At 61.1% G+C, this 26,920-nt stretch carries 20 protein-coding genes and 1 riboswitch; of the genes, 15 read left to right on the forward strand and 5 right to left on the reverse strand.

What is annotated here, in order from left to right; all coding sequences use genetic code 11:
- Positions 1 to 131 precede the first annotated feature (131 nt).
- Together ACS92L_RS14650 and ACS92L_RS14655 are read right to left on the reverse strand one after the other, a co-directional pair.
- Positions 132 to 899, reverse strand: a complete 768-nt coding sequence (locus ACS92L_RS14650) for a triose-phosphate isomerase family protein (protein WP_438765827.1) — start codon at positions 897 to 899, stop codon at positions 132 to 134.
- Between the two features lie 33 nt (positions 900 to 932).
- Positions 933 to 2,648, reverse strand: coding sequence for a dihydroxyacetone kinase family protein (locus ACS92L_RS14655; RefSeq protein WP_438765828.1), 1,716 nt, complete (start codon positions 2,646 to 2,648; stop codon positions 933 to 935).
- 409 nt (positions 2,649 to 3,057) lie between these two features.
- On the opposite strand from ACS92L_RS14655, the gene rpiB reads away from it, so the two are divergent.
- The 8 genes from rpiB (at position 3,058) to ACS92L_RS14695 (ending at position 12,487) form a co-directional block, all read left to right on the forward strand.
- On the forward strand, positions 3,058 to 3,534 hold the full coding sequence (gene rpiB / locus ACS92L_RS14660) for a ribose 5-phosphate isomerase B (protein ID WP_438765829.1): 477 nt from the start codon (positions 3,058 to 3,060) through the stop codon (positions 3,532 to 3,534).
- Positions 3,535 to 3,689: 155 nt separating this feature from the next.
- Positions 3,690 to 4,661, forward strand: a complete 972-nt coding sequence (locus ACS92L_RS14665) for a sugar-binding transcriptional regulator (RefSeq protein ID WP_438765831.1) — start codon at positions 3,690 to 3,692, stop codon at positions 4,659 to 4,661.
- Between the two features lie 525 nt (positions 4,662 to 5,186).
- The gene (locus ACS92L_RS14670) at positions 5,187 to 5,843 is read left to right on the forward strand and encodes a DUF2291 family protein (RefSeq protein ID WP_438765833.1); all 657 of its coding nucleotides are present in this window, start codon (positions 5,187 to 5,189) and stop codon (positions 5,841 to 5,843) included.
- Between the two features lie 23 nt (positions 5,844 to 5,866).
- Positions 5,867 to 7,429 (forward strand): sugar ABC transporter ATP-binding protein, encoded by a 1,563-nt coding sequence (locus ACS92L_RS14675; protein ID WP_438765834.1) that lies wholly within the window; start codon positions 5,867 to 5,869, stop codon positions 7,427 to 7,429.
- Between the two features lie 27 nt (positions 7,430 to 7,456).
- Complete coding sequence (locus ACS92L_RS14680) at positions 7,457 to 8,581, forward strand: ABC transporter permease (RefSeq protein ID WP_438765836.1); 1,125 nt, start codon at positions 7,457 to 7,459, stop codon at positions 8,579 to 8,581.
- A gap of 67 nt (positions 8,582 to 8,648) precedes the next feature.
- A complete protein-coding gene (locus ACS92L_RS14685; protein WP_438765837.1) occupies positions 8,649 to 9,611 on the forward strand; it encodes a D-ribose ABC transporter substrate-binding protein in 963 nt (320 codons plus the stop codon).
- 356 nt (positions 9,612 to 9,967) lie between these two features.
- A complete protein-coding gene (locus tag ACS92L_RS14690; RefSeq protein WP_438765838.1) occupies positions 9,968 to 11,077 on the forward strand; it encodes an MDR/zinc-dependent alcohol dehydrogenase-like family protein in 1,110 nt (369 codons plus the stop codon).
- Between the two features lie 90 nt (positions 11,078 to 11,167).
- Entirely contained in the window at positions 11,168 to 12,487 is a 1,320-nt protein-coding gene (locus ACS92L_RS14695) for an MFS transporter (protein WP_438765840.1), read from the forward strand.
- Between the two features lie 42 nt (positions 12,488 to 12,529).
- Here the strand turns inward: ACS92L_RS14695 and ACS92L_RS14700 are convergent, their stop codons facing one another.
- Complete coding sequence (locus tag ACS92L_RS14700; RefSeq protein WP_438765842.1) at positions 12,530 to 13,531, reverse strand: lactonase family protein; 1,002 nt, start codon at positions 13,529 to 13,531, stop codon at positions 12,530 to 12,532.
- 337 nt (positions 13,532 to 13,868) lie between these two features.
- Here ACS92L_RS14700 and metK point away from each other — a divergent pair, with 337 nt between their 5' ends.
- From metK to ACS92L_RS14725, 5 genes are all read left to right on the forward strand, one after another.
- Positions 13,869 to 15,089, forward strand: coding sequence for a methionine adenosyltransferase (gene metK, locus ACS92L_RS14705; protein WP_438765844.1), 1,221 nt, complete (start codon positions 13,869 to 13,871; stop codon positions 15,087 to 15,089).
- A gap of 146 nt (positions 15,090 to 15,235) precedes the next feature.
- Positions 15,236 to 16,501 carry a cation:proton antiporter gene (locus ACS92L_RS14710; protein WP_438765845.1) on the forward strand — a complete coding sequence of 422 codons (1,266 nt, stop codon included), beginning with the start codon at positions 15,236 to 15,238 and terminating at the stop codon, positions 16,499 to 16,501.
- A 145-nt stretch (positions 16,502 to 16,646) separates the two neighbouring features.
- Positions 16,647 to 16,726: riboswitch (S-adenosyl-L-homocysteine riboswitch) on the forward strand.
- A gap of 14 nt (positions 16,727 to 16,740) precedes the next feature.
- Positions 16,741 to 18,144: an adenosylhomocysteinase gene (gene ahcY / locus ACS92L_RS14715; RefSeq protein WP_438765846.1), complete on the forward strand. Its 1,404-nt coding sequence runs from the start codon at positions 16,741 to 16,743 to the stop codon at positions 18,142 to 18,144.
- Between the two features lie 135 nt (positions 18,145 to 18,279).
- Entirely contained in the window at positions 18,280 to 18,666 is a 387-nt protein-coding gene (locus ACS92L_RS14720) for a hypothetical protein (protein WP_438765847.1), read from the forward strand.
- A 199-nt stretch (positions 18,667 to 18,865) separates the two neighbouring features.
- A complete protein-coding gene (locus ACS92L_RS14725) occupies positions 18,866 to 19,462 on the forward strand; it encodes a HupE/UreJ family protein (protein ID WP_438765849.1) in 597 nt (198 codons plus the stop codon).
- Between the two features lie 9 nt (positions 19,463 to 19,471).
- Here the strand turns inward: ACS92L_RS14725 and polX are convergent, their stop codons facing one another.
- Entirely contained in the window at positions 19,472 to 21,184 is a 1,713-nt protein-coding gene (polX, locus tag ACS92L_RS14730; protein ID WP_438765850.1) for a DNA polymerase/3'-5' exonuclease PolX, read from the reverse strand.
- Positions 21,185 to 21,332: 148 nt separating this feature from the next.
- Entirely contained in the window at positions 21,333 to 22,457 is a 1,125-nt protein-coding gene (locus ACS92L_RS14735) for a glycerol dehydrogenase (RefSeq protein WP_438765851.1), read from the reverse strand.
- A 176-nt stretch (positions 22,458 to 22,633) separates the two neighbouring features.
- Between ACS92L_RS14735 and ACS92L_RS14740 the strand changes: the two genes are divergently transcribed.
- Positions 22,634 to 23,479 carry a UDP-2,3-diacylglucosamine diphosphatase gene (locus tag ACS92L_RS14740; RefSeq protein ID WP_438765852.1) on the forward strand — a complete coding sequence of 282 codons (846 nt, stop codon included), beginning with the start codon at positions 22,634 to 22,636 and terminating at the stop codon, positions 23,477 to 23,479.
- Between the two features lie 363 nt (positions 23,480 to 23,842).
- Positions 23,843 to 26,920, forward strand: a complete 3,078-nt coding sequence (gene fdnG, locus ACS92L_RS14745; RefSeq protein WP_438765853.1) for a formate dehydrogenase-N subunit alpha — start codon at positions 23,843 to 23,845, stop codon at positions 26,918 to 26,920.

Below are 26,920 nucleotides of genomic sequence, written 5' to 3' on the forward strand. Positions count from 1 at the left end.
GTCGTGACGCCGGGCCCGCATCGATTCCGAATGGGTTTATTCGACAAGAGTAGCTGCATGAACCGGTGATGTCGCCCCCCCGGTTTCAGGAAAGATGTGCCGAAACCGGTTCACTGCAGCAGGTTCAGGGATCAGCGAGACGCTGTGGAAAGCGTCATGACTTCATCGAGAATCTGCTCGAAGGCGTGCGCGTCGTGCACGAATCGCCCCAGAAACATGCCCTGAACGCTGCCTTCAAGACGTGACAAAAGTCCCGGCCCGGCGCTGCCGCCATAGATGACACGCCCGCCGCCGTGCGCGTCCAGATATGCCTGAAGCTTCATGCACACGGCACTGATGTGGTCGCTCGAAGCCGGCTGGCTGGCCCCGATCGCCCAGTGCGGCTCATAGGCCACGATCAGATCGGTCTCTCTGGGCTGCGGTGCCTCGGCAAGGGCACTTTCCATCTGGCGAATGCACTCGCTGGCCGCCGCCTCGGGGGCGCCCTCATCGGTTTCGCCAATGCACAGCACGGGGGAGAGCCCGTGCGTCATGGCGCGGGCTGTCTTGGCGGCGATCAGGGGCTCATCTTCATGAAAGTGGCGACGCCGCTCGGCGTGGCCGATCTCGACACAGCGACAGCCCATTTCGGCGAGCATGGCGGCGCTGACTTCCCCGGTCCAGGCGCCGGGCGGCTGATCACTCATGTTCTGCGCCCCGATGCGGATGTCGGTGCCACGCACAATGTCGAGCACCGGCGCCAGGGTCGGCAACGAGGGCATGATGAAAAGCGCCACATGCCCCTGGGTTACGGCGGGGTGGCGCCGGGCGATGTCACTCACCTGACGACACCAGTCCAGCGTTTGCTGATAGCCGAAGTACATCTTGAGGCTGGTGCCGATAAGCAGGGGCGCGGTCATGTCTCTCTCCTGGATCAAACCGTGGGGTCCGGATTACAACACATCCACGACGGCGCGGATGATCATGGACAACGACACGGCGCCGGCATCCGGCGTGCCCTTGCTCTTTTCCGCCAGCGGCCGGGCGCGACCGATTTTCGGAACAAGGTCAGCGGTGTCCTTCGCGGCCTGTTCGGCGCGTTCGGCGCCGGCCCGCCAGGCCGTTTTCAGATCATCGCCGGCGTCGACACGTTCGCTGAGTACCTCGCTGAAGGGCACCAGGACGTCGACGAGCGTTTTGTCACCGACCTTCGCCTTGCCGAAGTGCATGATGTTGTCGCGGGCATCGTTGACCCCCTGGGCAATGCGCGCGGCATCGGGTTTCTTCTCGTCGCCGATGGCCATCGCCAGCGAGTGCAGCGCCGAGCCCCAGATAGCGCCCGAGGTGCCGCCGGCGCGGTCGGCCCAGGCATCACCCGCCATGCGCAGCAGGGTACCGGCGCCGGCGCCGCGCTCTTTCACCTCGCGCCCCTTGTCAACGGCTGCCTTGCCGCCGCGGGCCATGCCGATGCCGTGATCGCCGTCGCCGGCCACGGCATCGATACGTCCGAACTCTTCTTCGTTGTCCTCGATGACTTTATAGGTGGCCTCAAGCGCGGCCAGTACCCTGGCGGCGGCTTCCTTCGACTCTTCAGTGGCCTCGGGGATGGCATCCGGGTCGGGAATGTCGATTTCGGCGGCATCGAGCGGCTCGGCGCTGACCACGCTGCCCTTGCTGTAGGCGGGCGTGTCGCAGGGGGCGGCCCAGAACTTCTCGAGCTCTTCATCGAGCCAGAACAGCGTCAGTGAGGCGCCGGCCATGTCGAGGCTGGTCACCAGCTCGCCGACCTCGGGCTCGACAATCTCGAGCCCGGCCTCTTTCAACAGCTGATTGACGCGGCGATAAACCACAAAAAGCTCTTCATACTTGACCGTGCCCAGACCGTTAAGCAGCACCGAGGCTCGCGCCCCCTTTGCGCTGCTGACGCCTTCGGGCAGCTCCTCCAGCAGCCGCTTGACCAGCAGCTCGGCCAGCTCGTCGGCCGTGGGAATGTCCTGCTCGCTGATACCCGGCTCGCCGTGAATGCCCAGGCCCACGGCCATCTTGCCTTCGGGAACGTGAAAGAGGGCGTCATCGGCGCCGGGCAGGGTGCAGCCGTCAAAGGCCACGCCAAAGGAGCGAGTGCGAAGATTGGCGGCTTCTGCCGCACGCACTACCTCTTCGAGCGAGTAGCCGGCTTCGGCAGCGGCCGAGGCGATCTTGAACACGGTCAGATCGCCGGCGATACCGCGGCGTTTTTGAATCTCTTCAAGGCTGGCGCTGGAGACATCGTCGATGACCTTGACCATCTCGCACGGGATGCCCTCACTGATCAGACGGTCCCGGGCCTGGCCGAAGTGCAAGACGTCGCCGGCATAGTTGCCGTAGCTCAGCAGCACGCCGGCACCGTTGTTGGCCGCGCGGGCGACCGAGTAGATCTGCTGGGCCGAGGGCGAGGCAAACAGATTGCCCATGGCCGCCCCGTGGGCCAGCCCCTGGCCGACCAGGCCGCAAAAGGCGGGGTAGTGGCCGGAGCCGCCGCCGATGACCACCGCCACGGTATTCGGCTCGCTTTTCGTGCTGCGAATCACGCCGCCGGGCACCTGGCGTACCCGGTGGGCGTGGGCGGCCACGAAGCCTTCGGTGGCTTCGTCGACAAAGGCAACGGGGTCGTTGAAAAGGCGTGTCATGACGGGCGTACTCCTGATGAGGCGATGATGATCCGACATCGCGTGCGGGCGCTATACTCAAGGGCCCTTCGATGCCTCTCTCCCCTTCGGGCGGCTGTGCGCCCGAACAGGAAATTGTCAGAACGATAATATGATCCTGACATGTACATTTGTTAGGAACAGTCAGGCCATATTAGCGCCGTGTTGCGCTCGTTCGCATGAGACTTTGGTTCTATTATCGCCTTTTGTAGGGGGTCGGGCTGCGCATTTCCCGATGGAGGGGTGATATCGTTGGCGTCTGAGCGCGCTGTTCCCGATCAGCACGACAAGTCTGACGTATTTTCATATGAATACGCTTTGTTCATATGATCGGGAGGCGTACGCTGGAAAGTGTCAACGCACAAGGTGAGTGTTCACCGGGGGAGAGATCATGACAGCAGAAACCGGAAAGCTTCGGGTTGCACTGGGGTGTGACGAAGCCGCTTATGACATGAAGCAGGCCATGGTGGCGCATGTCCGCTCGCTGGGTCACGAGGTCGAGGACTTCGGCACCCATGACGCCGAGCCGGTGCTCTATCCGGACATCGCCTTTGCCGCCGCACATGCGGTCAAGGACGGCAAGGTCGACCGTGCCATCCTGATCTGCGGCACCGGCATTGGCGTGGCCATCTCGGCGAACAAGGTGCCGGGCATTCGGGCCGCGCAGGCGCACGATACCTATTCCGCCGAGCGTGCGCGCAAGAGTAACGACGCCCAGATCCTGACCATGGGCGCGCGCGTGATCGGTCTGGAGCTTGCCAAGAAAATCGCCGAGTCCTTTCTGGAGAGCGAATTCAGCGGCGGCGGCTCGCAGGCCAAGGTGGATCGTATCGAGGCCTATGAGAAGGAACAGGCCGGCCGAACGTAACCCCGTTCGACGACACAAGGCGTCACGCGCCAGCATGATGGGGGCAGTACGGCCGACGTACTGTCCCCTTTTCAGATGAACCCGCTGTGACACGGGCGATACAGGCAGGTATCTTCCCGCCTCCATGACCCTCACGCCGCTGACCCGGAGACTCCATGAACGAGCGTGCCGATCCCGATATCGCGTTGATGACCGAGATTGCCAGTTTGTATTACATGCACGGCGAAACCCAGGAGGCGATCGCCGGGCGCCTTGGCATGTCACGCATCAAGGTCGGGCGACTGCTCAAGCGTGCACAGGCGGAGGGCATCGTCGATGTGCGGGTGCGCCATCATCCTTCGGTGGCCGCCGAGATCGAACAGGCGCTGATCCGACGCTTTGGCATCCGCCGGGCGCTGATTGCGCTTGACTGCGCCGATGCCGACCAGCAGCGCCACGAAGTCTCGAGTCTGGTGGCTGACCACCTGTCGAGAACGCTGGAAGACGGCACCATGGTGGCTGTCGGCATGGGCCGCAATGTCGGCACCGTGGCAGACAACGTCTTTACCCGTCGCACCCGACAGTGTTCGTTCATCTGCGCCATCGGCGGCTCGCTGCGCGCCGGCGAGTACATGAACCCTGACCATATCTGTCGGCGGCTGGCGGCGAAGTTCGGCGGCGAAAGTGAAACGCTCTACGCCCCGGCCATGGTGGCCAGTGCCGAGCTTCGCGATGCCATGCTGGACAACCCCACCGTACGCCAGACGCTGGATCGTGCCCGCCGCGCCGACATTGCCATGATCGGCGTGGGGGACCTGTCCGAGGACAGCAATATGGTGCGCATGGGCTGGTTCTCGCCGTCGGAAATTGCCGAGGCGCGACTGTCCGGCACCGTCGGCGACATGATGGGCTATGACTTCATCGACCTGAACGGCCGCGCCTCCTCCACGCCCATGCAGGGACGTGTGATCGGACTGACCATCCCGGACCTGGCCCGTATTCCCGAAGTCATCGCGATTGCCAGCGAAAGCACCAAGGCTGCCGGCATCCTCGGCGCCTTGCGCACCGGGGTAATCGATGTGCTCGCCACCAGCGCTACCAACGCGCATACCCTCTTGCATCTGGACGACGCCTCGCGCCAGGGATAGATGCACTGGCATCCGTGATTCCATACCGCTCATGGCAGTGTCTGATGACGGACCTGTCCTGAAGTGCTGTTGCAGCGCTGTTTTGGCAGGGCCGGGTGCCTTGCCAGAATTTTCTCCCTTTCTCCCTTTCTCCCTATCGCTTCAGCTGTTTTTCCGAGAGCTGCTGATCTGACATCAAGAGCCGTTTTTCATTATGTCGGTGACAGGTCGTAAGCGTGCTGCCTGTACCGATGTTCTCTCCCTGCAGAAATGTTCGCATTATCAGCGCCTTCCAGAGCCGATAACTTTAGTCGCACGTCCTTTCGACAGAGCAAATTATTACCTTTAATTTCAAATCGTTAAGAACGTTAAGCACAAAGTCTTAGCGCTCGATACAGGGCAAGGGATTGCAGGGCAGGGGCGCTGTGGCGTTAATACATTTGAACGATAGCAGGTCAAATGATTCGGGTTGGTTCGGTCAGCGCAGCGCCCGAACGCCCCGAGGCCCTTACATACACCTGACCAAGCAGCGGAGACCGGTTCGATATGACAGCAGATGCCAGTACCCATGCCCGCCCACGCTCGCGCAAAAAATATGGCCGTGTCATCACGGCGGCGGTGGTCGTTGTGGTGGCGGCTGCGATCGCCTGGGACACGCATGTGGTCGAGCACGGCGCGCAGTCCGATGCCCGGAGCGGGCAGTTTTCGGCCGAGCGCTACGGACAGGAGCAGTTCCCCGAAATTGCGCAAAGCGTTGAATCGCGCGCCGTGGAGGCGCCGGAACTGGCGCAGGCGCTCAGTGATGATGCCAGCGCCGCCGGCGAGCAGTATGGCGTGTCCGGCGGCATCGGGCCGCTGTTGCCGGTGCACTTCACCGGGACGGTCGGCGAAGGCCGGTCCGGCACCTACACCATCGATATTCCCGATATGCCGGAAGACACGACCGTGCGGGTCCAGACGGGACCGGCCATCAACGGCACGGTGCTGCGGGATGCGACCGGCGAGATCAGCTTTGGTCAGTTCACCAATCAGATTGAATATCAGAACGCGGGGGCAGCCATCAATGAGGCCATGAAGGCCGAGGTGCTCCAGGGGGTGGACACCGCAGCACTGAGCGGCAAGACCATCGAGGTGACCGGTGTCTTTCAAATGATCAATCCCAAAAACTGGCTGGTGACGCCGGTGGCCCTCGATGTTCAGTAGTTCAGTGATGACGGGAGTGCCTCATGAGCAGTGAAGAGAGTGTCGTGGCAAGACCCGGGGCCCCGGAAGATGCGCCGGGCGAGGTTGTGCTGTCGGCGCGCAACGTGGCCAAGTCCTTTGGCAGCGTGCACGCGCTTAAAAGTGTCAATTTCGATATTCGGCGCGGACAGGTCACCACGCTTTTCGGCGAAAACGGGGCGGGCAAGTCGACGCTGATGAAAATTCTTTCCGGCGTGATTCAGCCCAGCGCCGGCGAGATCGTGCTGGACGGTGAGCCGGTAAGCTTTGCCTCCACCGTGGATGCCCAGCGCCACGGCATCTCGATCATCCACCAGGAGCTGAGTCTTGCGCCCAACATGACGGTGCGCGACAACATTTTCATGGGGCGTGAGCTGGGCGGGCCGGGCGGGGTGAATTACGCCGAAGAGGCCCGCGAGACCGAGCGGCTGATGGTTGAGCTCGACGAGCCCATCGACCCGCTGACGCTGGTCGAGGATCTGCGTCTTGGCCAGCAGCAGATTGTCGAGATTGCCCGGGCGCTGTCGGTGAACTCACGCATTCTGATCATGGATGAGCCGACCTCGGCGCTGTCGGCCTCGGAAGTGGAGGTGCTGTTTCGGGTCATCGCGGACCTGAAAAGCCGTGGGGTATCGATTGTCTATATCTCGCACCATCTGGAGGAGGCGCTGACCATTACCGACCACGCCGTGGTGCTGCGTGACGGGGCGATGACCGCCTACGCCGAGCGGTGCGAGATCGATCTGGAGTGGATCGTGCGCCACATGGTGGGCGAGAACTTCGATCTGGGCTCGCCGCCGACCGGCCATACAATGGGGGAGGTGGCGCTGTCGTTTGAAGACATCAGCGTGGCGGATGTGGCCGTTCCCGAGCGCTCGGTGGTGGATCGACTGTCGCTGTCGGTGCGTGCCGGTGAAATCGTGTGCATCTACGGGCTGATGGGCGCCGGTCGCACGGAGCTTCTGGAGTGCGCGGCCGGACGTGTGATGCCCAGCGGTGGTCGGGTCATGCTCGAAGGGCAAGACATCTCCCGGCTGAGTATCGCCGAGCGCATCGAACGCGGGCTGGTACTGGTGCCCGAAGACCGCCAGCGTGACGGTCTGGTACAGACGATGGCGGTTGGCGAGAACCTGTCGCTGGCCAGCATCGGTGCCTTTACCCGCGGGCTTTTGACCTCGCGCCGCCGCGAGCAGACCGTCATCGATGACTCGATTCGCAACGTGCATATCAAGACCGACGGCGGCGCGGCCGGCATCGGCTCGCTTTCCGGCGGCAATCAGCAAAAGGTGGTCATCGGCAAGATGCTGGCGACCCAACCCCGGGTGGTCATGCTCGACGAGCCCAGTCGCGGCATCGATATCGGCGCCAAGGCCGAGGTGTTCCGGCTGCTGGCCGAGGGGGCCTCAAAAGGGCTGGCGGTGATCTATTCGACCTCGGAAGTGGGGGAGTGTTTGAGCGTGGCGCATCGCATCGTGGTGATGAGTCGCGGTCGCATCAGCGCAGAGTTCGGGGCCGATGTGACTCGGGAAGAGATCATGGCGGCCTCCGGTGAATCCGTCGAAGGCTGAAATACGTGTACAGCAGGGGCCATTACCATGTCCGATGTTCAGCGCAGTGCTGCACCCGCAGCCTCCGATCAGTCATCTTCCCGTCCGGCGTCGCGTCGCGCCGGCGGATTCGATCTGGGGCGCATTCTGCTTGAGGGGCGTGCCTTTTTTGCCCTGATTGCCATTGTCATCATCTTTTCGATGCTCTCGCCGGTCTATTTCTCGACCAGCAACTTTCTGACCATGTCCTCGCACGTGGCCATTTTCGGGCTGCTGTCGATCGGCATGCTGCTGGTGATCCTGACCGGCGGTATCGATCTGTCGGTGGGCTCGACCATGGGGCTTTGTGGCGTCATGGCGGGTTTTTTGATGCAGGGCGTGTCGATAGACGCCTTTGGCGCGACGTTTTATCCGCCGGTCTGGGCCGTGGTGGTGCTGACCTGCGTGCTGGGCGCCTTTGTGGGCATGATCAACGGCGTGCTGGTGTCGATTTTCAAGGTGCCGGCCTTTGTCGCCACCCTGGGCACGCTCTATGTGGCCCGCGGTGTGGCGCTTTTAATGACCGACGGTTTGACCTACAACAACCTGGGCGGCAATCCCGAGTTCGGCAACACCGGCTTTGACTGGCTGGGCTTTAATCGGCTGTTCTCCGTGCCGGTGGGTGTGCTGATCTTTGCCGCCGTCGCCATTGCCTGCATGTTCGCGCTCAACCGTACGCCCTTCGGACGCTGGGTCTACGCCACCGGCGGCAACGCGCGCGCCGCGGAGCTCTCCGGTGTGCCGGTCAGGCGAGTCCAGGTGTGGGTGTATGTGCTTTCCGGCGTGTGTGCTGCCATTGCGGGGCTGGTGCTCTCCTCGCAGCTGACTTCGGCCGGGCCGACGGCCGGTACCACCTATGAATTGACCGCGATTGCCGGTGTGGTGATCGGCGGGGCGGCGCTGACCGGCGGGCGGGGCAACGTACGCGGCACGCTTTTGGGGGCGTTCGTGATCGGGTTTCTCTCCGATGGTCTGGTCATTATCGGGGTCTCCTCCTACTGGCAGACCGTGTTCATGGGCGCGGTGATCGTGCTGGCCGTACTGTTGAACAGCATCCAGTACAAGCCTCGCAAAAAGCGCGCCGCCAGTGTCGAACCTCAAAAGCAGGCTTCGGCGCCCTCCGGGACGGCGTAAGCCGGCCCGTGCGGCATCGAAACGCCGGTTCGCCGGCATATCCATCGTCAAGGCAAGGGGAAGCATCATGTTAAAAAAGGGAAAACGTCTTTTGATCGCAGGCCTGGCCGTCGGGGCCATGGTGCTGGGCGGCAACGCCATGGCGCAGGAGCAGCAAAAGGGCCTGATCTCGATCATCGTCAATGACACCTCCAACCCGTACTGGTTTACCGAGGGCCGCATCGCTCGCGAAACCGCTGAAGAAATGGGCTATAGCGCCAACGTCAGCGCCCACAAGGGCGACACCAACGCCGAGAGTCGTCAGGTCGACACTGCGATTACCAACCAGGCGAAAGCCATCATTCTGGACCCGGCCAACGCCGATGGTTCGGTGGGGGCGGTGAAAAAGGCCGTCAACGCCGGTATTCCGGTCTTTGTCGTCAATGCCGAGATCAACCAGCAGGGGCTGGCCAAGGCGCAGCTCGTGTCCAACAACGCCCAGGGCGCGGCACTGGGCGCACAGCAGTGGATCGAGGTCGTGGGTGACAGCGCGCGCTATGTCGAGCTCAAGGGTGCGCCGTCGGACAACAACGCCGCGACCCGTTCCAACGGCTATCAAACCGTGCTGACCCAGTATCCGGACCTCGAGCTGGTGGCCTCTGACGTGGGCAACTGGGACCGCACTCAGGGCTACAACAAGACGCAGAGCATGCTGCAGGCCAACCCGGACGTTCAGGGTGTGATCAGCGGCAACGACGAGATGGCGCTGGGCGCCATTGCCGCTCTGCGTGAATCCGGCAGGCTCAGTGAGGTGGTCGTCGGTGGCTTTGACGGCTCGCCGGATGCGGTCGAGGCCGTGAAGGCCGGGGACATGGCCTATACCGTGCTGCAGCCGGTGGCGATCTTTTCAAAGCGCGCCGTGGAGCTGGCCGACCAGTTCATTCGTACCGGCGAGACCGGCATGGACAGCGAAAAGCAGCTCTTCGACTGCATGCTGATTACTCAGGACAACGTCGATCAGGTGACCTCACCCTTCGTGCTGGAGCAGTAAGCACCAATAGCTGTTTCGGGCCCGTGTTGAAGCCGCCTTTCATGGCGGCTTTTCTGTTTGCGGAATTGTGCTGCAGGCGGGACAAGGGGGCCGTCGATTCGGCTGACCGGGCTGTTCAGATGTTCGCGGCTCGATCATTGAGCTGCCGCCAGGTGGCATCGAGAAGGGCGACAGAAGGAAAAGTACACATGTCGCAGGCAATATAAAAAGATTATTTTTATCAATGCGATAGAGATTTATTGCGCTAAAGTATAAGCCGTTTGAAGCGTCATTTGATTGACCGATCACCGCCTGTGGCGTTATTTCATTTGTCCAGGGCAGGAACAAATGATTTTTGCAGCAGCCACGAGGTGATCATGTCTGACACGCTGACGCAGGACAACGTTTCCCAGCACGAGATTCCCAAAACCATGCACGCAGTGGTCGCCTACGGCCCAGGTGACTATCGCTATGAAGAGGTCCCGATCCCGACGCTGGACAACGACCGCGAAATTCTTGTGAAGGTCGAGGGCTGCGGTATCTGTGCCGGCGATATCAAGTCCTTTGACGGCGCGCCGAGTTTCTGGGGTGACGAGTACCAGCCGGCCTACATCAAGGCGCCGATGATTCCGGGGCACGAATTTATCGGCCGTGTGGTGAAGGTCGGTGATGCGGTCACCGACTACAAGCCCGGTGATCGCGTGATCTCCGAGCAGATCGTGCCCTGCTGGGACTGCCGCTTTTGCGGACGCGGTCAGTACTGGATGTGTGAAAAGCACGACCTCTATGGCTTTCAGAGCAACGTGAACGGCGGCATGGCCGAGTACATGAAGTTCACGAAAGAGGCGATCAACTATCACGTGCCCGAAGAGCTGCCGCTGGAAAAGGCCATCCTGATCGAGCCCTATGCCTGCTCGCTGCACGCCGTTCAGCGCGCCAAAATCGAGCTGGGCGATGTGGTGGTGCTCTCCGGTGCCGGCACGCTGGGCCTTGGCATGGTCGGGGCCGCCAAAAAGGCCGGCGCCGAAAAGCTGATTGTGCTCGATCTTTTTGACGATCGTCTGGAGCTGGCAAAGCAGTTCGGCGCCGACATGGTGCTCAATCCCAAAAACGATGACGTGGTGTCGATCATCAAGGAGATGACCGGCGGTTACGGCTGCGATGTCTATATCGAGGCCACCGGCCATCCCAAATCGGTCGAGCAGGGTTTGTCGATGATTCGAAAGCTGGGCCGTTTCGTCGAGTTCAGCGTGTTCAAGGACCCGGTCAGCGTCGACTGGAGCATTATCTCCGATCGCAAGGAGCTGGATGTGCTCGGCTCGCATCTGGGGCCGTACTGCTATCCGCTGGTGATCGAGGGCATCAGAAACGGCGACTTTCCCACCGATGGCGTGGTGACCCACCAGCTGCCGCTGGAGAAATTCGAGGAAGGCTTTGAGCTCATGACCAACGGGGCGAAATCACTCAAGATTGTGCTGGTCCCCTAGGCATAGATTCGAAACAGCGCGGCTACCATGCCGCGCTTTTTTGTGCACGCTCACTTCTGATCCGAATGCATATAGCCCACGGGGAGTGTCATGTCTACCAAAGCGGTCGCGGGTGAGGCGGGCGAGAGCCGTCTCGACCGTATCGGAATACCCCATAGCCTGCGCTGGGGCTTTCTCGGCGTATTGATCTTCATGACCGGCAACGGTGTCGAGTCCAACTTTATTGCGCCTCACATGAGCCAGGCGCTCGGCGAGGCGGGGGCACCGCTGGTGCCCACGATTATCGCCATGTACAGCCTGGCGGTGCTGATCGCGTCCTACCTGTCCGGCGCGCTGGCGGATCTTTTCGGGCCGCGGCGCGTCATGCTGCTGGGCTTTGGCATCTGGGTCGTATTCGAGATTTTATTTTTGCTGTCGCTGAGCATCGACTCGGTGGTGCTGGTCTTTTTGAGCTACTTCTTTCGCGGCTTCGGCTTTCCACTGTTTGCCTTTGCCTTTCTGGTCTGGATTAACGCCGTGGCACCGCGCAGCCGTAATGGCGCCGCTGTGGGCTGGTTCTACGTCATGTTCACCGGGGGGCTGCCAACGCTGGGCTCGCTGTTTGCCGTAATTGCCATTCCCGCCTTTGGCGGCGGGCGCCTGGGAGAGGCAGCCACGCTCTGGTCATCGATGAGTCTGGTCGTGCTGGGCTTTCTGATCGCCTGGTTTGGCGTGCGCGAGCCCACCGGGCGGCTGCGGTTGGCGCCCCAGGGCGAGACCGCCCTCGATGTCATGCTCAGCGGCCTGCGACTGACCTTTCGTGAACCCCGGGTGGCGATGGGCTTTCTGGTACGCCTGATCAACACCGCACCGCAGTTCGGCATGTTCGTGGTGCTCCCGGCGGTGATCACCGATGAAATGGGCTGGGGCCAGTCACGCTGGCTTTTGATGACCACGGTGGTCTATGCCGGCAACATTTTGTTCAACGCCGCCTTTGGCACGCTGGGGGACAGGTGGGGCTGGACGCGCACGGTGCGCTGGTTTGGCGTGGTGGGCTCTGCGCTGGGGCTTTTGCTGTGGTGGTACGTGCCTCATATGGTGCCGGCAGGCTCCGACTGGGGCTATTTCGCAACGCTTGCCGCCGGTACCGTCTTTGGCATCATGCTGGCCGGCTTTGTACCGATGGGCGCGATCATGCCGGCGCTGGTGCCCGCCCACAAGGGCGCTGCAATGGCGATGTACACCACGGCAGCCGGCGGGGCGATCTTTCTCGGCACCGGCGTGGTGGCCGTCATGCAGCCGCTGGTGGGTAACACCGGCGTGGTCTGGACGTTTGTGGCGCTCTACGCCTGCGCCTTCGTGATGCTGCACTGGCTGAAGGTGGATCAAAGCGATGCCGCCGAGCAGCGCGAAACTCAGGAAACCCACTAGGTAACGAGCGCAGGCGCCATTGGCGCCTGCGCTCGTTGAGGGTCAGGCCATTTCGACCCAGTCCGGTGACTCGGCTACTTCAACGCGGTCAATGAGTTCAAGCCTGCCTTCATTGAGGCGGTAGGCCGCTACGTGATGGGACTGCTGGCCGGCCACCAGCATTATCTCTCCGGTCGCATCCAGCGCGAATCCTCTGGGCTGCGTCTCGACCTCGAAGGCGTCAATGCGGGTGAGCTGGCCGCTGTCGGCGTCGACCTCAAAGGAAGTCACCAGCGAGCTGCTGCGCTCGGAGGCGTACAGAAAACGGCCTTCAGCGTCGAGATGAATATCCGCGGCCCAGAACGTGTCGGCGCTACCCTTGTCCACCACGACCCGCTGTCGCTCCTCCATGCGCTGCGTGTGGCTGTCGTAGTCGAAAAGCGTAATGGAGCCGTCGAGCTCGCCCAGCAGATAAAGCTGTGTGCCGGCGGCGTTGAAGATCAGATGCCTGGGGCCGGTGCCGTCGGGCAGGGTGACCTCAACCGTGTCGGAAAAGACCGGCTGTGCGTCAAGGCGGGCACAGTAGAGCCGGTCGCCGCCCAGGCTTGTGAACAGCAGATTGCGCTCGTCCGGGTCGGGGAGAATGCAGTGGGCGTTGGGTTCGGTGGCCCGGCGCGCCTGTTCGCCCTGTACGCTGCCATCAGAGGCGATGTCATAGGCGGCAACCAGATGATGGTGATAGGACGCCGAGAAGAGCCGGTTGTCTCGCGTGGTGCAGGCGAGATACGCCACGCTTTCATCGATGGGAAAGGAGGCGGTCGGTGTCAATCGATGGCTCTCGCCGTCGATGGCAAAGGTGAAGATGCCCATGGGCGTACCTCGCCCGGCAGCGTAGAGGTGGCGCCGGTCAGGGCTCAGACACAGCGGCATCGAGCCACCGGCCTTTTCAAGACCGGGCAGTGTGACGCGCTCGACCAGCTCGAGGCTTTTGTTGGCATAGCGTACGAGGCAGACGTCGCCGGCGCCGCCACAGCCGATATAGGCAAAAAGGGATTGTGATGACATGTGCCCACCTTGTTGGAATGTGCAGGAAACAGGGATTACAGCCCTCTCCCCTGTAATCTAGTCTGTGATTGTAGGCTCGCCCGGCGATCGGGGCGTTATCAACGATGGTCCGATCCGCCGTTCGAGGCGCCAGAGACCATGAACGCCGCACGTGATGGTCTTGAAGACAGTGCACGGCGGCTGGTTAGGCACTTTGCTTTTACCGGGTGTAAACTTTTTGCCTGTACCGGCAGTCTCGGTAACCGATTTGATGACAGGGCGTGCGTGGCACGCGGTACGGCCTGATTTCCCAACTCCCCGTGCTCAGGAATGAGCGACAAAAGGACCCAGAGCTTTCATGAGCGAATACTCCCTGTTTACCTCCGAATCCGTCTCCGAAGGTCATCCCGACAAGATTGCCGATCAGATTTCCGATGCGGTCCTTGATGCCCTGATTGCCCGGGACAAGCAGGCGCGCGTGGCGTGCGAGACGCTGGTCAAGACGGGCGTGGCGATCGTGGCCGGTGAGATCACCACCAGCGCCTGGGTGGACCTTGAAGAGCTGGTGCGCCGCGTGATTTCGGATATCGGCTACACCTCCTCCGAGGTCGGTTTTGATGGCGCCACCTGCGGCGTGCTCAATCTGATCGGCAAGCAGAGTATCGATATCGCCCAGGGCGTGGACCGCTCCAGGCCTGAAGATCAGGGCGCGGGCGATCAGGGGTTGATGTTTGGCTATGCCACCAACGAGACGCCGTCCTATATGCCGGCGCCGATCCACTATTCGCATCGTCTGGTTGAGCGCCAGTCACAGCTGCGTCGTAACGGCACGCTTGCCTGGCTGCGCCCGGATGCCAAGAGTCAGGTGACCTTTCGCTACGGCGAGGATGGCAAGCCGGTCGCGGTCGATGCGGTGGTGCTGTCCACCCAGCATGACGAGAGCATCTCGCAGGAAGAGCTGCGTCACGCCGTCGAAGAGCTGATCATTCGCGATGTGCTGCCGGCCGAGTGGATTACCGAGTCGACGCGTTTTCACATCAACCCGACCGGCAAGTTCGTGATCGGCGGGCCGGTCGGCGACTGCGGTCTCACCGGGCGCAAGATCATCGTCGATACCTATGGCGGCATGGCGCGCCACGGCGGCGGTGCCTTCTCCGGCAAGGACCCGTCCAAGGTGGATCGCAGCGCGGCCTACGCCGGGCGCTATGTGGCGAAAAACCTGGTGGCCTCGGGGATTGCCGACAAGTGCGAAATCCAGATCTCGTATGCGATCGGTGTGGCCCAGCCCACCTCGGTGGCCGTGAACACCTTCGGCACCGGCAAAATCAGCGATGCCAAGATCATCGAGCTGGTGCGCGAGCATTTTGACCTGCGCCCCTATGCGATTACCCGCATGCTGGATCTGCTGCATCCGATGTATCAGCTCACCGCCTCCTACGGGCACTTCGGGCGCGAGCCGTTCGAGCACACCTATACCTGGCGTGACGTCAACGGCGAGGAACAGACCGAGACCTTCACCGCCTTTCCCTGGGAGAAGATCGACCGGGCCGAGGCGCTTCGCGACGCCGCCGGGCTGTAGGTTCAGCACGCCGGACCAGGATGACCACGTGACATCGATTGAAGGGCCCACGCTTGCGTGGGCTTTTTTGTGCCTGAAGATTGGCTATCCTCAGGGGCACTTGTTGCATCCCGAACAGACCGACCCTTCGATCGAGCCCGTTTCCCATGCTGAATATTGCTGCACTTTTTATCACGATTACCGCGCTGTTTTCGTGGTTCAACTACCGCTTTGTCCGCCTGCCGGCCACCATCGGCGTGATGGTGATCGCGCTGGTCATGTCGCTGGCGCTGATCGGACTGGACCATCTGGGTTTCACCTATATAACGGATCTGACCGAGCAGTGGCTGGGCAGCATCAACTTCAACGCACTGTTGATGGACGGCATGCTGTCGTTTCTACTGTTTGCCGGTGCCCTGCACGTGGATATCGACAAGCTCAAGCGCTATCGCTATTCGATCGGTTTTCTGGCCTCGATCGGCGTGGTCGTCTCGACGCTGGCGATCGGCAGCGCCGCCTGGTGGCTGTTTGCCACCTTCCATATCGAGGTGCCCTATCTCTTTTGTCTGGTGTTTGGTGCCCTGATTTCGCCGACCGACCCGATCGCGGTGCTGGGTATCATGCAAAGTGCCGGCGCGCCGGAAGACATGGAGATCAAGATCGTGGGCGAGTCGTTATTCAACGACGGCGTGGCGGTGGTGGTCTTTACCCTGCTGGCGGGGGCGGCCACGGCCGGCGAACAGCTCACGGCGACGCATTCGCTGATGCTGTTTGCCGAAGAAGCCGGCGGCGGTCTGCTGCTGGGTCTTGTGATGGGCTATATCGCCTATCAGATGATGAAAAGCATCGATCAGTATCAGGTCGAGGTGCTGATCAGCCTGGCGCTGGTGCTGGGTGGTTATGCACTTGCTACCTGGCTTGAGGTGTCGGGCCCGATCGCGATGGTCATTGCGGGGCTGTTTATCGGCAATCGCGGCCGCGAGCATGCCATGTCGGACAATACCCGGCGCTACGTGGACGGCTTCTGGGAACTGATCGATGAGATTCTCAACGCCGTGCTGTTTGTCCTGATCGGGCTGGAGCTTTTGCTGATTCCGTTTGAGGGCAGCTATCTGCTGGTGGCCGGGCCCCTGATCGTAATCATTCTGGCGGTACGGCTGGTGACCATCGGGCTGCCCATGATGGCGATGCGCCAATGGGTCGATTATCGCCGCGGTACCATCCGGGTGCTAACCTGGGGCGGGCTGCGAGGTGGCATTTCGGTGGCGCTGGCGCTGGGTCTGCCGGAAAGCGAGTATCGCGAGCCGATCGTGATGATCACCTACATCATCGTGCTGTTTTCGATTCTGGTGCAGGGCCTGACCATCGGTAAGCTGGTCGCGCACGTGGTGCCGGGGGTCGACAAGCCTTCCGAGGAATCAAAGCATCATTGAACGCCGGTCTCTTGTTTGACGCCGAAATGCCGATAGGGTGATATCGGGCTGGCGGCTTTTGTCTGCGGTATTGACCATCGAAGGCGCCGGCCCGCTATAATTTGCACCAGTATTTTGCGTCTCACGTTGTCGTGAGGCGTCATGTCCACCCGAGGGGCGCTGCAGCAAAGAGGGTTTTTGCGAGGCTCGGGCTGGATACCCCGGATTCAACGGCGCCCGCTATCTGCCAGGAGTGTTTCATGGCTACTGCCGAAAACGCCGTCAATCAGGACTATAAGGTCGCCGATATCAGTCTGGCCGACTGGGGCCGCCGCGAAATCCGCATCGCCGAGACCGAGATGCCGGCGCTGATGAAGATTCGCGCCAAGTATCGCGACCAGCAGCCGCTCAAGGGCGCCCGCATTGCCGGCTGCATCCACATGACGATTCAGACCGCCGTGCTGATCGAAACGCTGATCGAGCTGGGTGCCAGCGTGCGCTGGTCGTCGTGCAATATCTTCTCGACCCAGGACCAGGCCGCGGCTGCCATTGCGGCTGCCGGTACGCCGGTCTTTGCCTGGAAGGGCGAAACCGAAGAGGAATTCTGGTGGTGCATCCAGCAGACCATCGAGGGGCCGGAAGGCTGGCGCCCGAACATGGTGCTCGACGATGGCGGTGATCTGACCCTGATGCTCCACGATGAGCACCCTGAACTTCTCGATGCCATCCACGGCATCAGCGAAGAGACCACCACCGGGGTTCACCGTCTGGTCGAGATGATGCGCAAGGGCACGCTGCGTGTCCCGGCCATCAACGTCAACGACTCGGTGACCAAGTCGAAAAACGACAACAAGTATGGCTGCCGCCACTCGCTGTCGGACGCCATCAAGCGCGGTCTGGATCATCTGCTCTCCGGCAAGCAGGCGCTGGTGATCGGCTACGGCGATGTGGGCAAGGGCTCGGCCGCCGGTCTTCGTAACGAAGGCATGATCGTCAAGGTCAGCGAAGTCGACCCGATCTGTGCCATGCAGGCCTGCATGGACGGCTACGAGGTTGTCTCGCCCTATATCGACGGTGCCAACGACGAGTCGGGCAGCAATCTTGATACGTACATGCTGGGCAAGATCGATGTGCTGGTGACCACTACCGGCAACATCAACGTCTGTGACGCCGGCATGCTGGGCGCGATCAAAAAGGGCGCTGTGGTCTGCAACATCGGCCACTTCGACAACGAGATCGACACCGCCTACATGCGCAAGAACTGGGCGTGGGAAGAGATCAAGCCGCAGGTGCACAAGATCTATCGCGACAGTACGCCGGGCAACTTTGACCCGACCAGCGCGGACTATCTGCTGCTGCTCTCCGAAGGGCGTCTGGTGAACCTGGGCAATGCGACCGGTCATCCGTCGCGCGTCATGGACGGCTCCTTTGCCGACCAGGTGCTGGCACAGATTCATCTCTATGAGCGCAAATTCGCCGATATCCCGGTGGCCGAGCGTCCGGAGGTCACGGTGGAAGTGCTGCCCAAGCAGCTTGATGAGGAAGTGGCCCGCTATATGGTCGAAGGCTTTGGTGGCACGCTCACCAAAATGACTCAGACGCAGGCCGACTATCTCGGCGTGCCGCAGGAAGGCCCGTTCAAGCCGCACGAGTACCGCTACTAGGTGATGATCCGGCCGACGAGTCAGTCGGTCTGATCCACAATAAAGCCGCCCCGACGGCCCCGAGAGGGGCTTTCGGGGCGGCTTTTGTTGTATAAGGGCGTGATGCCACATCGGTGGTGTGCGGGGTAAACCGCCATGTTTCGACGCACTGGCAGGCGACTGCCTGAAAGGCTTTCCGGGTGCTGCCTGAAGGTGCTGGGTATTGTGGTGCTGGCAGCGTCACTGACCTGCGCGGCTGCCGGTAGTGAAGCCATGGCATCCGACATTGTTGTTGAAATGACCGGCACGCCCGATACGCGCTTTAGTGCGCGCTGGGAGATTACGCGCGCAGATGGGGGGCGGCGGGTGATCACGGAGCAGGGGCGTCTGCCGACCCGGCGTCATTTTCAGGGCGTGGCGCTGATGGCAGAGCTGATCGTGCTGGACGACGGGGCGCTTTGGCTCGAGGTTCACAAGGGCGGCAGTCGTTCGCGTGCCTCGATCGGCGGCAAGGAAAGCCGGATCAGTATCAGCGTGGAGTGAGTGTTGGAAAGCCTCCTGTGAGACAACAGAAAACATCCGCCAGCAGATGCGCCGTGTCGAGCAGAGCCAGTGCCCTTGGCAGTGACTTAATCCTTCGTCGTAGCAGGTCGGGACCGATGGGCAACTACGACATAATGACCGCTTCGTGATCTGTCCCCCGACAGGTGCGGTGATCGCTCCAACTTGAAAGGATAATCGTATGCGCTCCTCCTTGCCCCTTTTACTGGCGACCACGCTGATGACACTTTCCCTGCCGGCGATGGCGCATCCCGGGCATGAGCATGGCTCGGGGCTGGTCGCCGGACTCCTGCATCCGCTGACCGGAGCGGATCATCTGCTGGCCATGATCGCTGTCGGGCTCTGGGCGGGATTTGTCATGCCACAGCGGGTGCTGATCGCACCCCTGACCTTCATGACAGCCATGGCCGGTGGCGCGCTGCTGGGCTGGGCCGGTGTGAGCATGGCGCTGGTGGAGCCGGGTATTTTGTTGTCAGTGGTGGTGTTCGGGCTTTTGACGCTCACGGGCGGGCAGCGGCAATCCGCCGGCGTGACCCTGGCCTCTCTTGCCTGTATCGGCGTGTTTGCCGTGCTGCATGGTCATGCCCATGCCACCGAGGCCAGCGGCCACGTCGGGCCGTATTTGATGGGGTTCATGCTGGCGACCGCGGCGCTGCATGGTATTGGTGTGCTGATCGCACTGGCCGTAGCGGGAAGTCGGGGCAGGCGATGGGTGCAGCGTACCAGCGGCGTGGCCATCGCGGCCGGCGGCGTATTGTTAATGGCCGGTGCGGTCTGAAAAGCGTCGCTAGCGGCGCATCATTTTCTTGAGCTGGGTCACGGTGCGGGTGTTGAGCACATCGCTTTTCTCCAGCCATCCACGGCGGGCCTGAGTGACGCCCAGTGTCATGTGCCCCAGCTGATCGGTGGCGTGAGCATCGGTATTGATGGCAAGGGCCACGCCAATGTCGCGCGCCATGTGCACCCAGTGATCGGAAAGGTCGAGCCGGGCGGGCTGGGCGTTGATTTCAAGAAAGACACCGCGTTCTCTGGCGCCGTGCAGTACGGCCTCAATATCCACGTCATACCCCTGGCGGCCATTGATGATGCGCCCGGTCGGATGCGCCAGAATATTGACGTGCGGATTGTCCATGGCGCGCAGGATGCGGGTGGTCTGCTGCTCTCGAGACAGGTTGAACTTCGAGTGTACCGAGAACACGCAGACATCGAGCTCCTTGAGGACATCGTCAGGGAGGTCCAGTGCGCCGTCTTCCAGAATATCGACCTCGTTGCCCTTTAACACGGTGAAGTTTTTCAGCCGCTCGTTGAGCGCATCGATTTCGCTCATCTGCTCGCGCAGGCGTTTGGCGTCCAGGCCGTTGGCCATTGCCAGGCGTTTCGAGTGATCGGTAATGGCGATATAGCGATAGCCGCGTTGTCTGGCCGCGTGCGCCATCTCCTCGAGGCTTGCCCTGCCGTCGGAGGCGGTGGTGTGCATGTGCAGATCGCCGCGAATGTCATCCAGCGTGACCAGCGCCGGCAGCGTCCCTTCCCGGGCGGCTTCGATCTCGCCGCGGTTTTCCCGCAGTTCGGGCGTGATCCAGGGCAGATCGATCTGCGCCAGCACTTCTTCCTCGGTGCGTCCTGCCAGGCGTTTTTCACCCCTGTAGACACCGTATTCGTTGATTTTGAGGCCGCGCTCGGTCGCCATTTTACGCGTGGCAATGTTGTGGGCCTGCGAGCCGGTGAAATAGTAAAGGGCCGCGCCGAAGCTCTCGTCGTCGACCACACGAACGTCCACCTGTACCCCTGAATGCAAAAGGAGCGTGGATTTTGTTGTGCCGTGAGAGACGGTCTCGGCAATTTCCGGATACGAGGCCAGATGTGTCATGACCGCCGCGGCGTCCTCGCTGCTGACCAGAATGTCGAGGTCGCCGACGGTGTCGCGGCCGCGTCGCAGGCTGCCGGCTGCACTGAGTCGCTGTGCGCCCCCGGCGCGCTCAAGCCAGGCAATCAGGTCGGCGGCGGCCTGGTGGGCCTCATCGAGTCGTACGCGCGGCGGGGTATCATCCAGGCGTTCGGCCTCTTTCAAAACCCCGGCTTCGGTCTTTTCACCAAAGCCTTCGAGCGTTCTGATACGCCCGTTGCGTGCAGCCTTTTTCAGCGCGTCGAGACTGTCGATGCCCAGCGCTTCAAAAAGCTGGCGCACGCGTGCCGGGCCCAGCTGGCCGACGCGCATCAGTTGTGACAGTCCGGGCGGCAGACGTTTTTCGGCCTCTTCAAGAACCGGCAGGTGGCCGGTATTGATCAGCTCGGTAATCTTTTCGGCCAGGTCGCGACCGATACCGGGCAGCTCGGTCAGTGGTTCCTCGCGGGCCACCATGTCCTGCAGGGCATGAGGGTGGAATTCGATGGTCTGTGCTGCACTGCGATAGGCACGCACGCGAAAGGCATTGGCGCCTTCGATATCCAGCAGGTTGGCCAGGCGGTTGAGGGTGCGGGCAATGTCGGCGTTTTGCATGAGTCTCGACCTCCGGTCCGGTCACATGGAAAAAGGCAAGGTAACTGTCAGCATGGCGCCCGGCGCCCTTTGGTGTGCAAGGCGCAAAATCGAGTACTGACAGATCTGAAAAAGGGCCGCCGGGCGGCCCTTTTTCAGCGGGTGGGAATTACTCCCAGCCAAGCTTTTCCATGTAGGCGCGCGCATGGACGTCGACGGCCTTGATGGCGTAAACAACCTGGTCCGGCGTAAGGGCATAGGCCAGGTTGTGGATCGATTCGCCTTCCTTGAGGGCGGCCTCGGCCACGCGATAAAGGTCGTCGTCGCTGACATCCTTGAGCTTGAGGGCTTCCAGTGTCACCGGCAGGCCCAGAGCCAGGTAAAGATCCAGATACTCTTCCAGCTCGGCCTGGGGCGTTTGATCCAGAATCAGCTGGGCCACGGTGCCGTAGGCCACCTTTTCACCGTGGGTCAGCTCATGGATTTCGCCGTGCAGCGCGGTAAACCCGTTATGAATGGCGTGTGCCCCGGCCAGACCGCCGCTTTCAAAGCCCAGTCCGCTTAAAAGCGTATTGGCCTCGACCACGGCTTCAAACGAGGGCGTGACGATGCCGGCCTCGTTGGCCTGCCAGGCGAGCAGGGCATGATCAAAGAGCACCTCTTCACACTTTTCGCCGATGGTCTGGCCCAGAAGGGTGGACTGGCCGCCGGCCATGTTGGTGGCGCAGGCTCGAATGGCGGCGCGCGCCTCGACCCAGGTGGCGAGTGCATCGGCAATGCCGGAGGCCAGAAAGCGCGGCGGGGCGTTGATGATAATGGCGGTGTCGACCAGTACCAGGTTGGGGTTTTTGTCGTAGAAGCGATAGGACTCGAACTCGCCTTCATCGCTATAGATCACTGACAGGGCGCTGGTCGGGGCATCCGTTGAGGCGGTTGTTGGCAGCACGGCGCAGGCCGCATTCATTCTGTCGGCCACGCCCTTGGCCGTGTCCAGCGTCTTGCCGCCGCCAAAGCCGATGACCACGCCGGCCTCGTATTGTTCGCCCTGTGCCACGAGTCGGTCGATCTCGGCCGTTGAGGATTCGCCTTCAAAGATGGCCCGCTCAAAGCTGATGTCGCTGCCCTTGAGGCTGTCGCTCAGCGTGTCTCCAGCCATTTTCCAGACGAAATCGTCGGCGATGATCAGGGCCTTTTTGCCCAGCTGCGAGACGTAGTGGCCGGCGCGGGAGAGGGTGTTGGCGCCCTGGACATAGCGGGCGGGGCTGATAAAGACCTTTTCGCTGACAGCGGACATCAGTGTTCTCCTTTAATAATGGCAACGCGATACATGCATAATAAGCGTAGCCGTTCTCGTTACCCTCTATTGGGGGAGATTCGACGGATGTCGATGTTATGTCGATAATTGTCCGTCATTGAAGGTATTTAATGCGACGCAGGTCATGCGTTGTCGAGACTGTCCGGGAGGATTCGATGGCCAGAAGGCCCAATGCACGCACTCTGTTTGTGTCCGACCTTCATCTGGGCACGCCTGATGCTCAGGCACAGCTGCTGCTCAACCTGATGCGGCTGGTGCGCCCCAAGCGGCTGTATCTGGTCGGCGATGTCTTTGATCTGATCGCCATGAAGCGTCGGGCCATCTCGGTACTCGACGTTCATCAGCAGCGCCTGGTTCGTCATATCCTGCGGCTGGCGCGTACCGGCTGTGAGGTCATCTATATTCCGGGCAACCATGACGCGGCCTTTCGTACCTTCTGTGGCGAAACCTTTCGCAGCATCGAAGTCCGCCGCGACGCCGTGCATGTCACAAAAGATGGCAGGCGGTTACTGGTCAGCCACGGCGACGAATTTGACGGTCACTTCAAGGCGCCCCGCTGGAAACTGGTGGTCGGAGAGATGGCGCTGCATACCATGCGTCGTACCAATCGCTGGACGGTTCAGGCCCGGCGTCGCATGGGCCGCCCGTACTGGTCGCTGTCGGCGGCGCTCAAGCGACGCTCCAGCAACGTGAAAACCTTTGCCGACGCCTTTCGGCAATCGGCCCTGGCGCGCGTGCGTCGGGAAAACGTGGATGGCTACATCGGCGGGCATATTCACATCCCGTTTTTCGGCGAGTGTGAAGGCTTTGTCTACTGCAACGACGGGGATTGGGTAGAAAACTGTACGGCGCTGGTCGAGGAGTTCGACGGCCGGCTGCGCCTGGTGGACTGGGAGAACAAGACGCTGGTGGATGACCCCAGACCGCCTTCCGGCCAGCGGGAAAAAACCGAAGCAGAAGACTGGCTGGCCGATGAAGAGACCGAATCGAGCCCGGATTAAAAAAACATTAATTTTGGCGTCACTGCGCCAGTCTCGTAACAGACTGAATCCCGTCAGGTTTTGACAGGCATCAAAAAATTGTGACGTTTACTTTTGAAACTCGATGATGACAGAACGTAGAATGTGCCGGAAAATCGGTTTATGCGACATTTTGTCTTCATGATGCCGATGGCATTCAGATCCTGATTCCCTTCTTTGCAGTACCCGATAAAAACCATCCCAGCCATGGGAAGTATTAATAATCGGTGATGTCATGCCGATAAACAGTGACTGGCCACATCGCGCCCCCCGGGCCGATGTTCAAGCATGACGCCTGCCCGCCCTGACAGCTGGTACGCCGGCAGGCGACGAGGAGATTGACCCATGACGGTTAATGTAACCCGAAGACAGTTCTTCAAGCTGGGGGCGGCAGGCGTTGCCTCTTCCAGCATGGCGATGATGGGGTTTGCCCCGGAGTCGGCTGAAGCGTCCGTGCGTCAGTTCAAGCTGACGCATGCCAAGGAAACCCGCAACAACTGCACCTACTGCTCGGTAGGCTGCGGCATCCTGATCTACAGCAATGGCGACGGTTCCAAAAACGCTCGCCAGGAAGTCTTCCACATTGAAGGCGACCCGGACCATCCGGTCTCTCGTGGTTCTCTGTGCCCGAAGGGCTCGGGGCTTTTGGACTTTGTGCGCAGCGACGGTCGTCTGGAATACCCGCAGGTACGTGCGCCGGGCTCCGATGAGTGGAAGCGCGTCAGCTGGGATGAGGCGCTTAACAAGATCGCTCGCTATATCAAGGATGACCGTGATGCCAATTTCGTCGAGCGTGACGACAATGGCGCCACGGTCAATCACTGGACCACGACCGGCTTTCTGGCCGCTTCGGGCTCATCCAATGAAGCCGGCTACATCACCCACAAGGTGGTACGTAACCTTGGCATGGTAGCGTTCGACAACCAGGCGCGCGTCTGACACGGACCGACGGTGGCAGGTCTTGCCCCTTCATTCGGTCGCGGTGCCATGACCAATCACTGGGTCGACATCCGCAATGCCAATCTGATTCTTTCGATGGGCGGCAATTCTGCCGAGGCTCACCCCGTGGGTTTCCGCTGGGTTACTGAAGCGCTCGAGCACAACAAGGCCAAGCTGATCTGCATTGATCCGCGTTATACGCGTACCTGTGCGGTCGCCGACTACAAGGCCTTTATTCGTACCGGAACCGATATCACGTTTCTGGGCGGTCTGATCCATTACTTGATCACGACCGATCAGATCCAGCGTGAATACGTTCTTCACTACACCGATGCCTCGCTTCTGGTGCGTGAAGACTATGGTTTCGAAGACGGTATTTTTACCGGCTACAACCCCGACAATCACTCCTACGACGACAAGTCGTCCTGGATGTATGAGCTGGGGGACGACGGTTACGCCCTGCGTGACATGTCGCTTCAGCACCCAAGATGCGTCTATCAGCTGATGCGCGAGCACTACAGCCGCTACGACGTCGATACGGTGTCGAGCATCTGTGGCATGCCCAGAGAGCACATCGAACATATCTGGTCGGAAATCGGCAAGATGGCCGTGCCGCACCAGACCATGACGATTCTTTATGCGCTGGGCTGGACGCAGCACTCGATCGGCTCGCAGATCATTCGTACCGCGGCCATGGTGCAGCTGCTGCTGGGCAACATGGGCATGCCGGGGGGCGGTATCAACGCCCTGCGCGGTCACTCCAATATCCAGGGTCTGACGGATCTGGGTCTTTTGTCGCAGCTTTTGCCGGGCTACATGTCGCTGGCCAACGCAAAAGAACAGGACTATAGCGCCTACATTCAAAAGCGTGCCAAGCAGCCGATTCTGGAAGGCGAGGTCTCGTACTGGAAAAACTACGAGAAATTCCATGTCAGCCTGATGAAGTCCTGGTTCGGCGATGCCGCCACCGAGGACAACAACTGGTGCTTTGACTGGCTGCCCAAGCTTTCCAAGCCGCTGTATGACGTGCTCGATACCTTTGAGCGCATGCACAAGGGCGAGCTTACCGGCTATTTCTGCCAGGGCTTCAATCCGCTGGCATCGTTCCCCAATCGCCAGAAGGTGACCGAGGGACTTTCCAGGCTGAAGTATCTGGTCGTCATGGATCCGTTGAATACCGAAACCAGCGAGTTTTGGAAAAACTACGGCGAATACAACGATGTGGATCCTTCACAGATCCAGACCGAAGTCATTCGTCTGCCCACGACCTGCTTTGCCGAGGATGACGGCTCGATCACCAATAGTGCCCGCTGGCTGCAGTGGCACTGGGCGGCCGCTCAGGGGCCGGGAGAGGCGCGTCCGGATACGCGCATCATGGGTGAGCTTTTCATCCGCATTCGTGATCTGTATCGCGAGGAAGGCGGCGTGTTCCCCGACCCGATCCTGAATCTGGACTGGGATTACGACATTCCCGAAGCGCCCTCCTCGGAAGAGCTGGCGCAGGAGTATAACGGTCGCGCACTGGTAGACCTGACCGACGACAACGGCAACGTCACCCGTCGGGCCGGCGAGCTGCTGTCGAGCTTCTCGGAAATGACCGCTGATGGCCGTACCGCTTCGGGGTGCTGGATATTTTCCGGTGCCTGGACTCAGGATGGCAACCAGATGGCGCGCCGCGATAACTCCGACCCATACGGTACCGGCAACACGCTGGGCTGGGCCTGGGCATGGCCGGCCAACCGGCGTGTGCTGTACAACCGCGCCAGTGCCGATACGCAGGGCAGGCCCTGGGGACGCGAGAAGGCATTTGTCTGGTGGAGCAGTGAACAGGGTCGCTGGGTCGGTGCCGACATCCCGGACTTCCCGGTCACCTCTGATCCTGCGCTGGGTCAGGGTCCGTTTATCATGCAGCCGGAAGGCGTGGGTCACTTCTTCGCCGGCCAGAGCATGGTGGATGGTCCGTTCCCGGAACACTACGAACCGTTTGAATCGCCGATCGACAACAACCCGTTGCATCCGAACAACCCGCTGGCGAAAAACAACCCGGCAGGCCGGATCTACGATGAGGATCGCAAGGCGCTGGGCACTCGAGAAGAGTTCCCGCACGCCGCCACGACCTATCGTCTGACCGAGCATTTCCACTTCTGGACCAAGCACGCCCGTCTCAACGCTGTCGTGCAGCCGGAACAGTTTGTGGAAATCAGCCATCAGCTCGCCGAGGAAGTGGGGGTTGTGGCCGGTGACTGGGTGCGGGTCTCTTCCAATCGCGGCTTTATCAAGGCCGTGGCGGTAGTGACCAAACGCATGCAGCCATTGCGCATCGGGGATCGTGACGTGCATCACGTGGGTATTCCGATTCACTGGGGCTTCACCGGCGTGGCGAAAAAGGGCTATCTGATCAATGCCCTGACGCCTGTCGTAGGTGATGCCAATACCCAGACACCGGAATACAAGTCATTCATCGTCAAGGTCGAAAAGGCATAA

It is taken from the genome of Kushneria halocnemicola (assembly GCF_965650455.1).
Taxonomy (GTDB): Bacteria; Pseudomonadota; Gammaproteobacteria; order Pseudomonadales; family Halomonadaceae; genus Kushneria.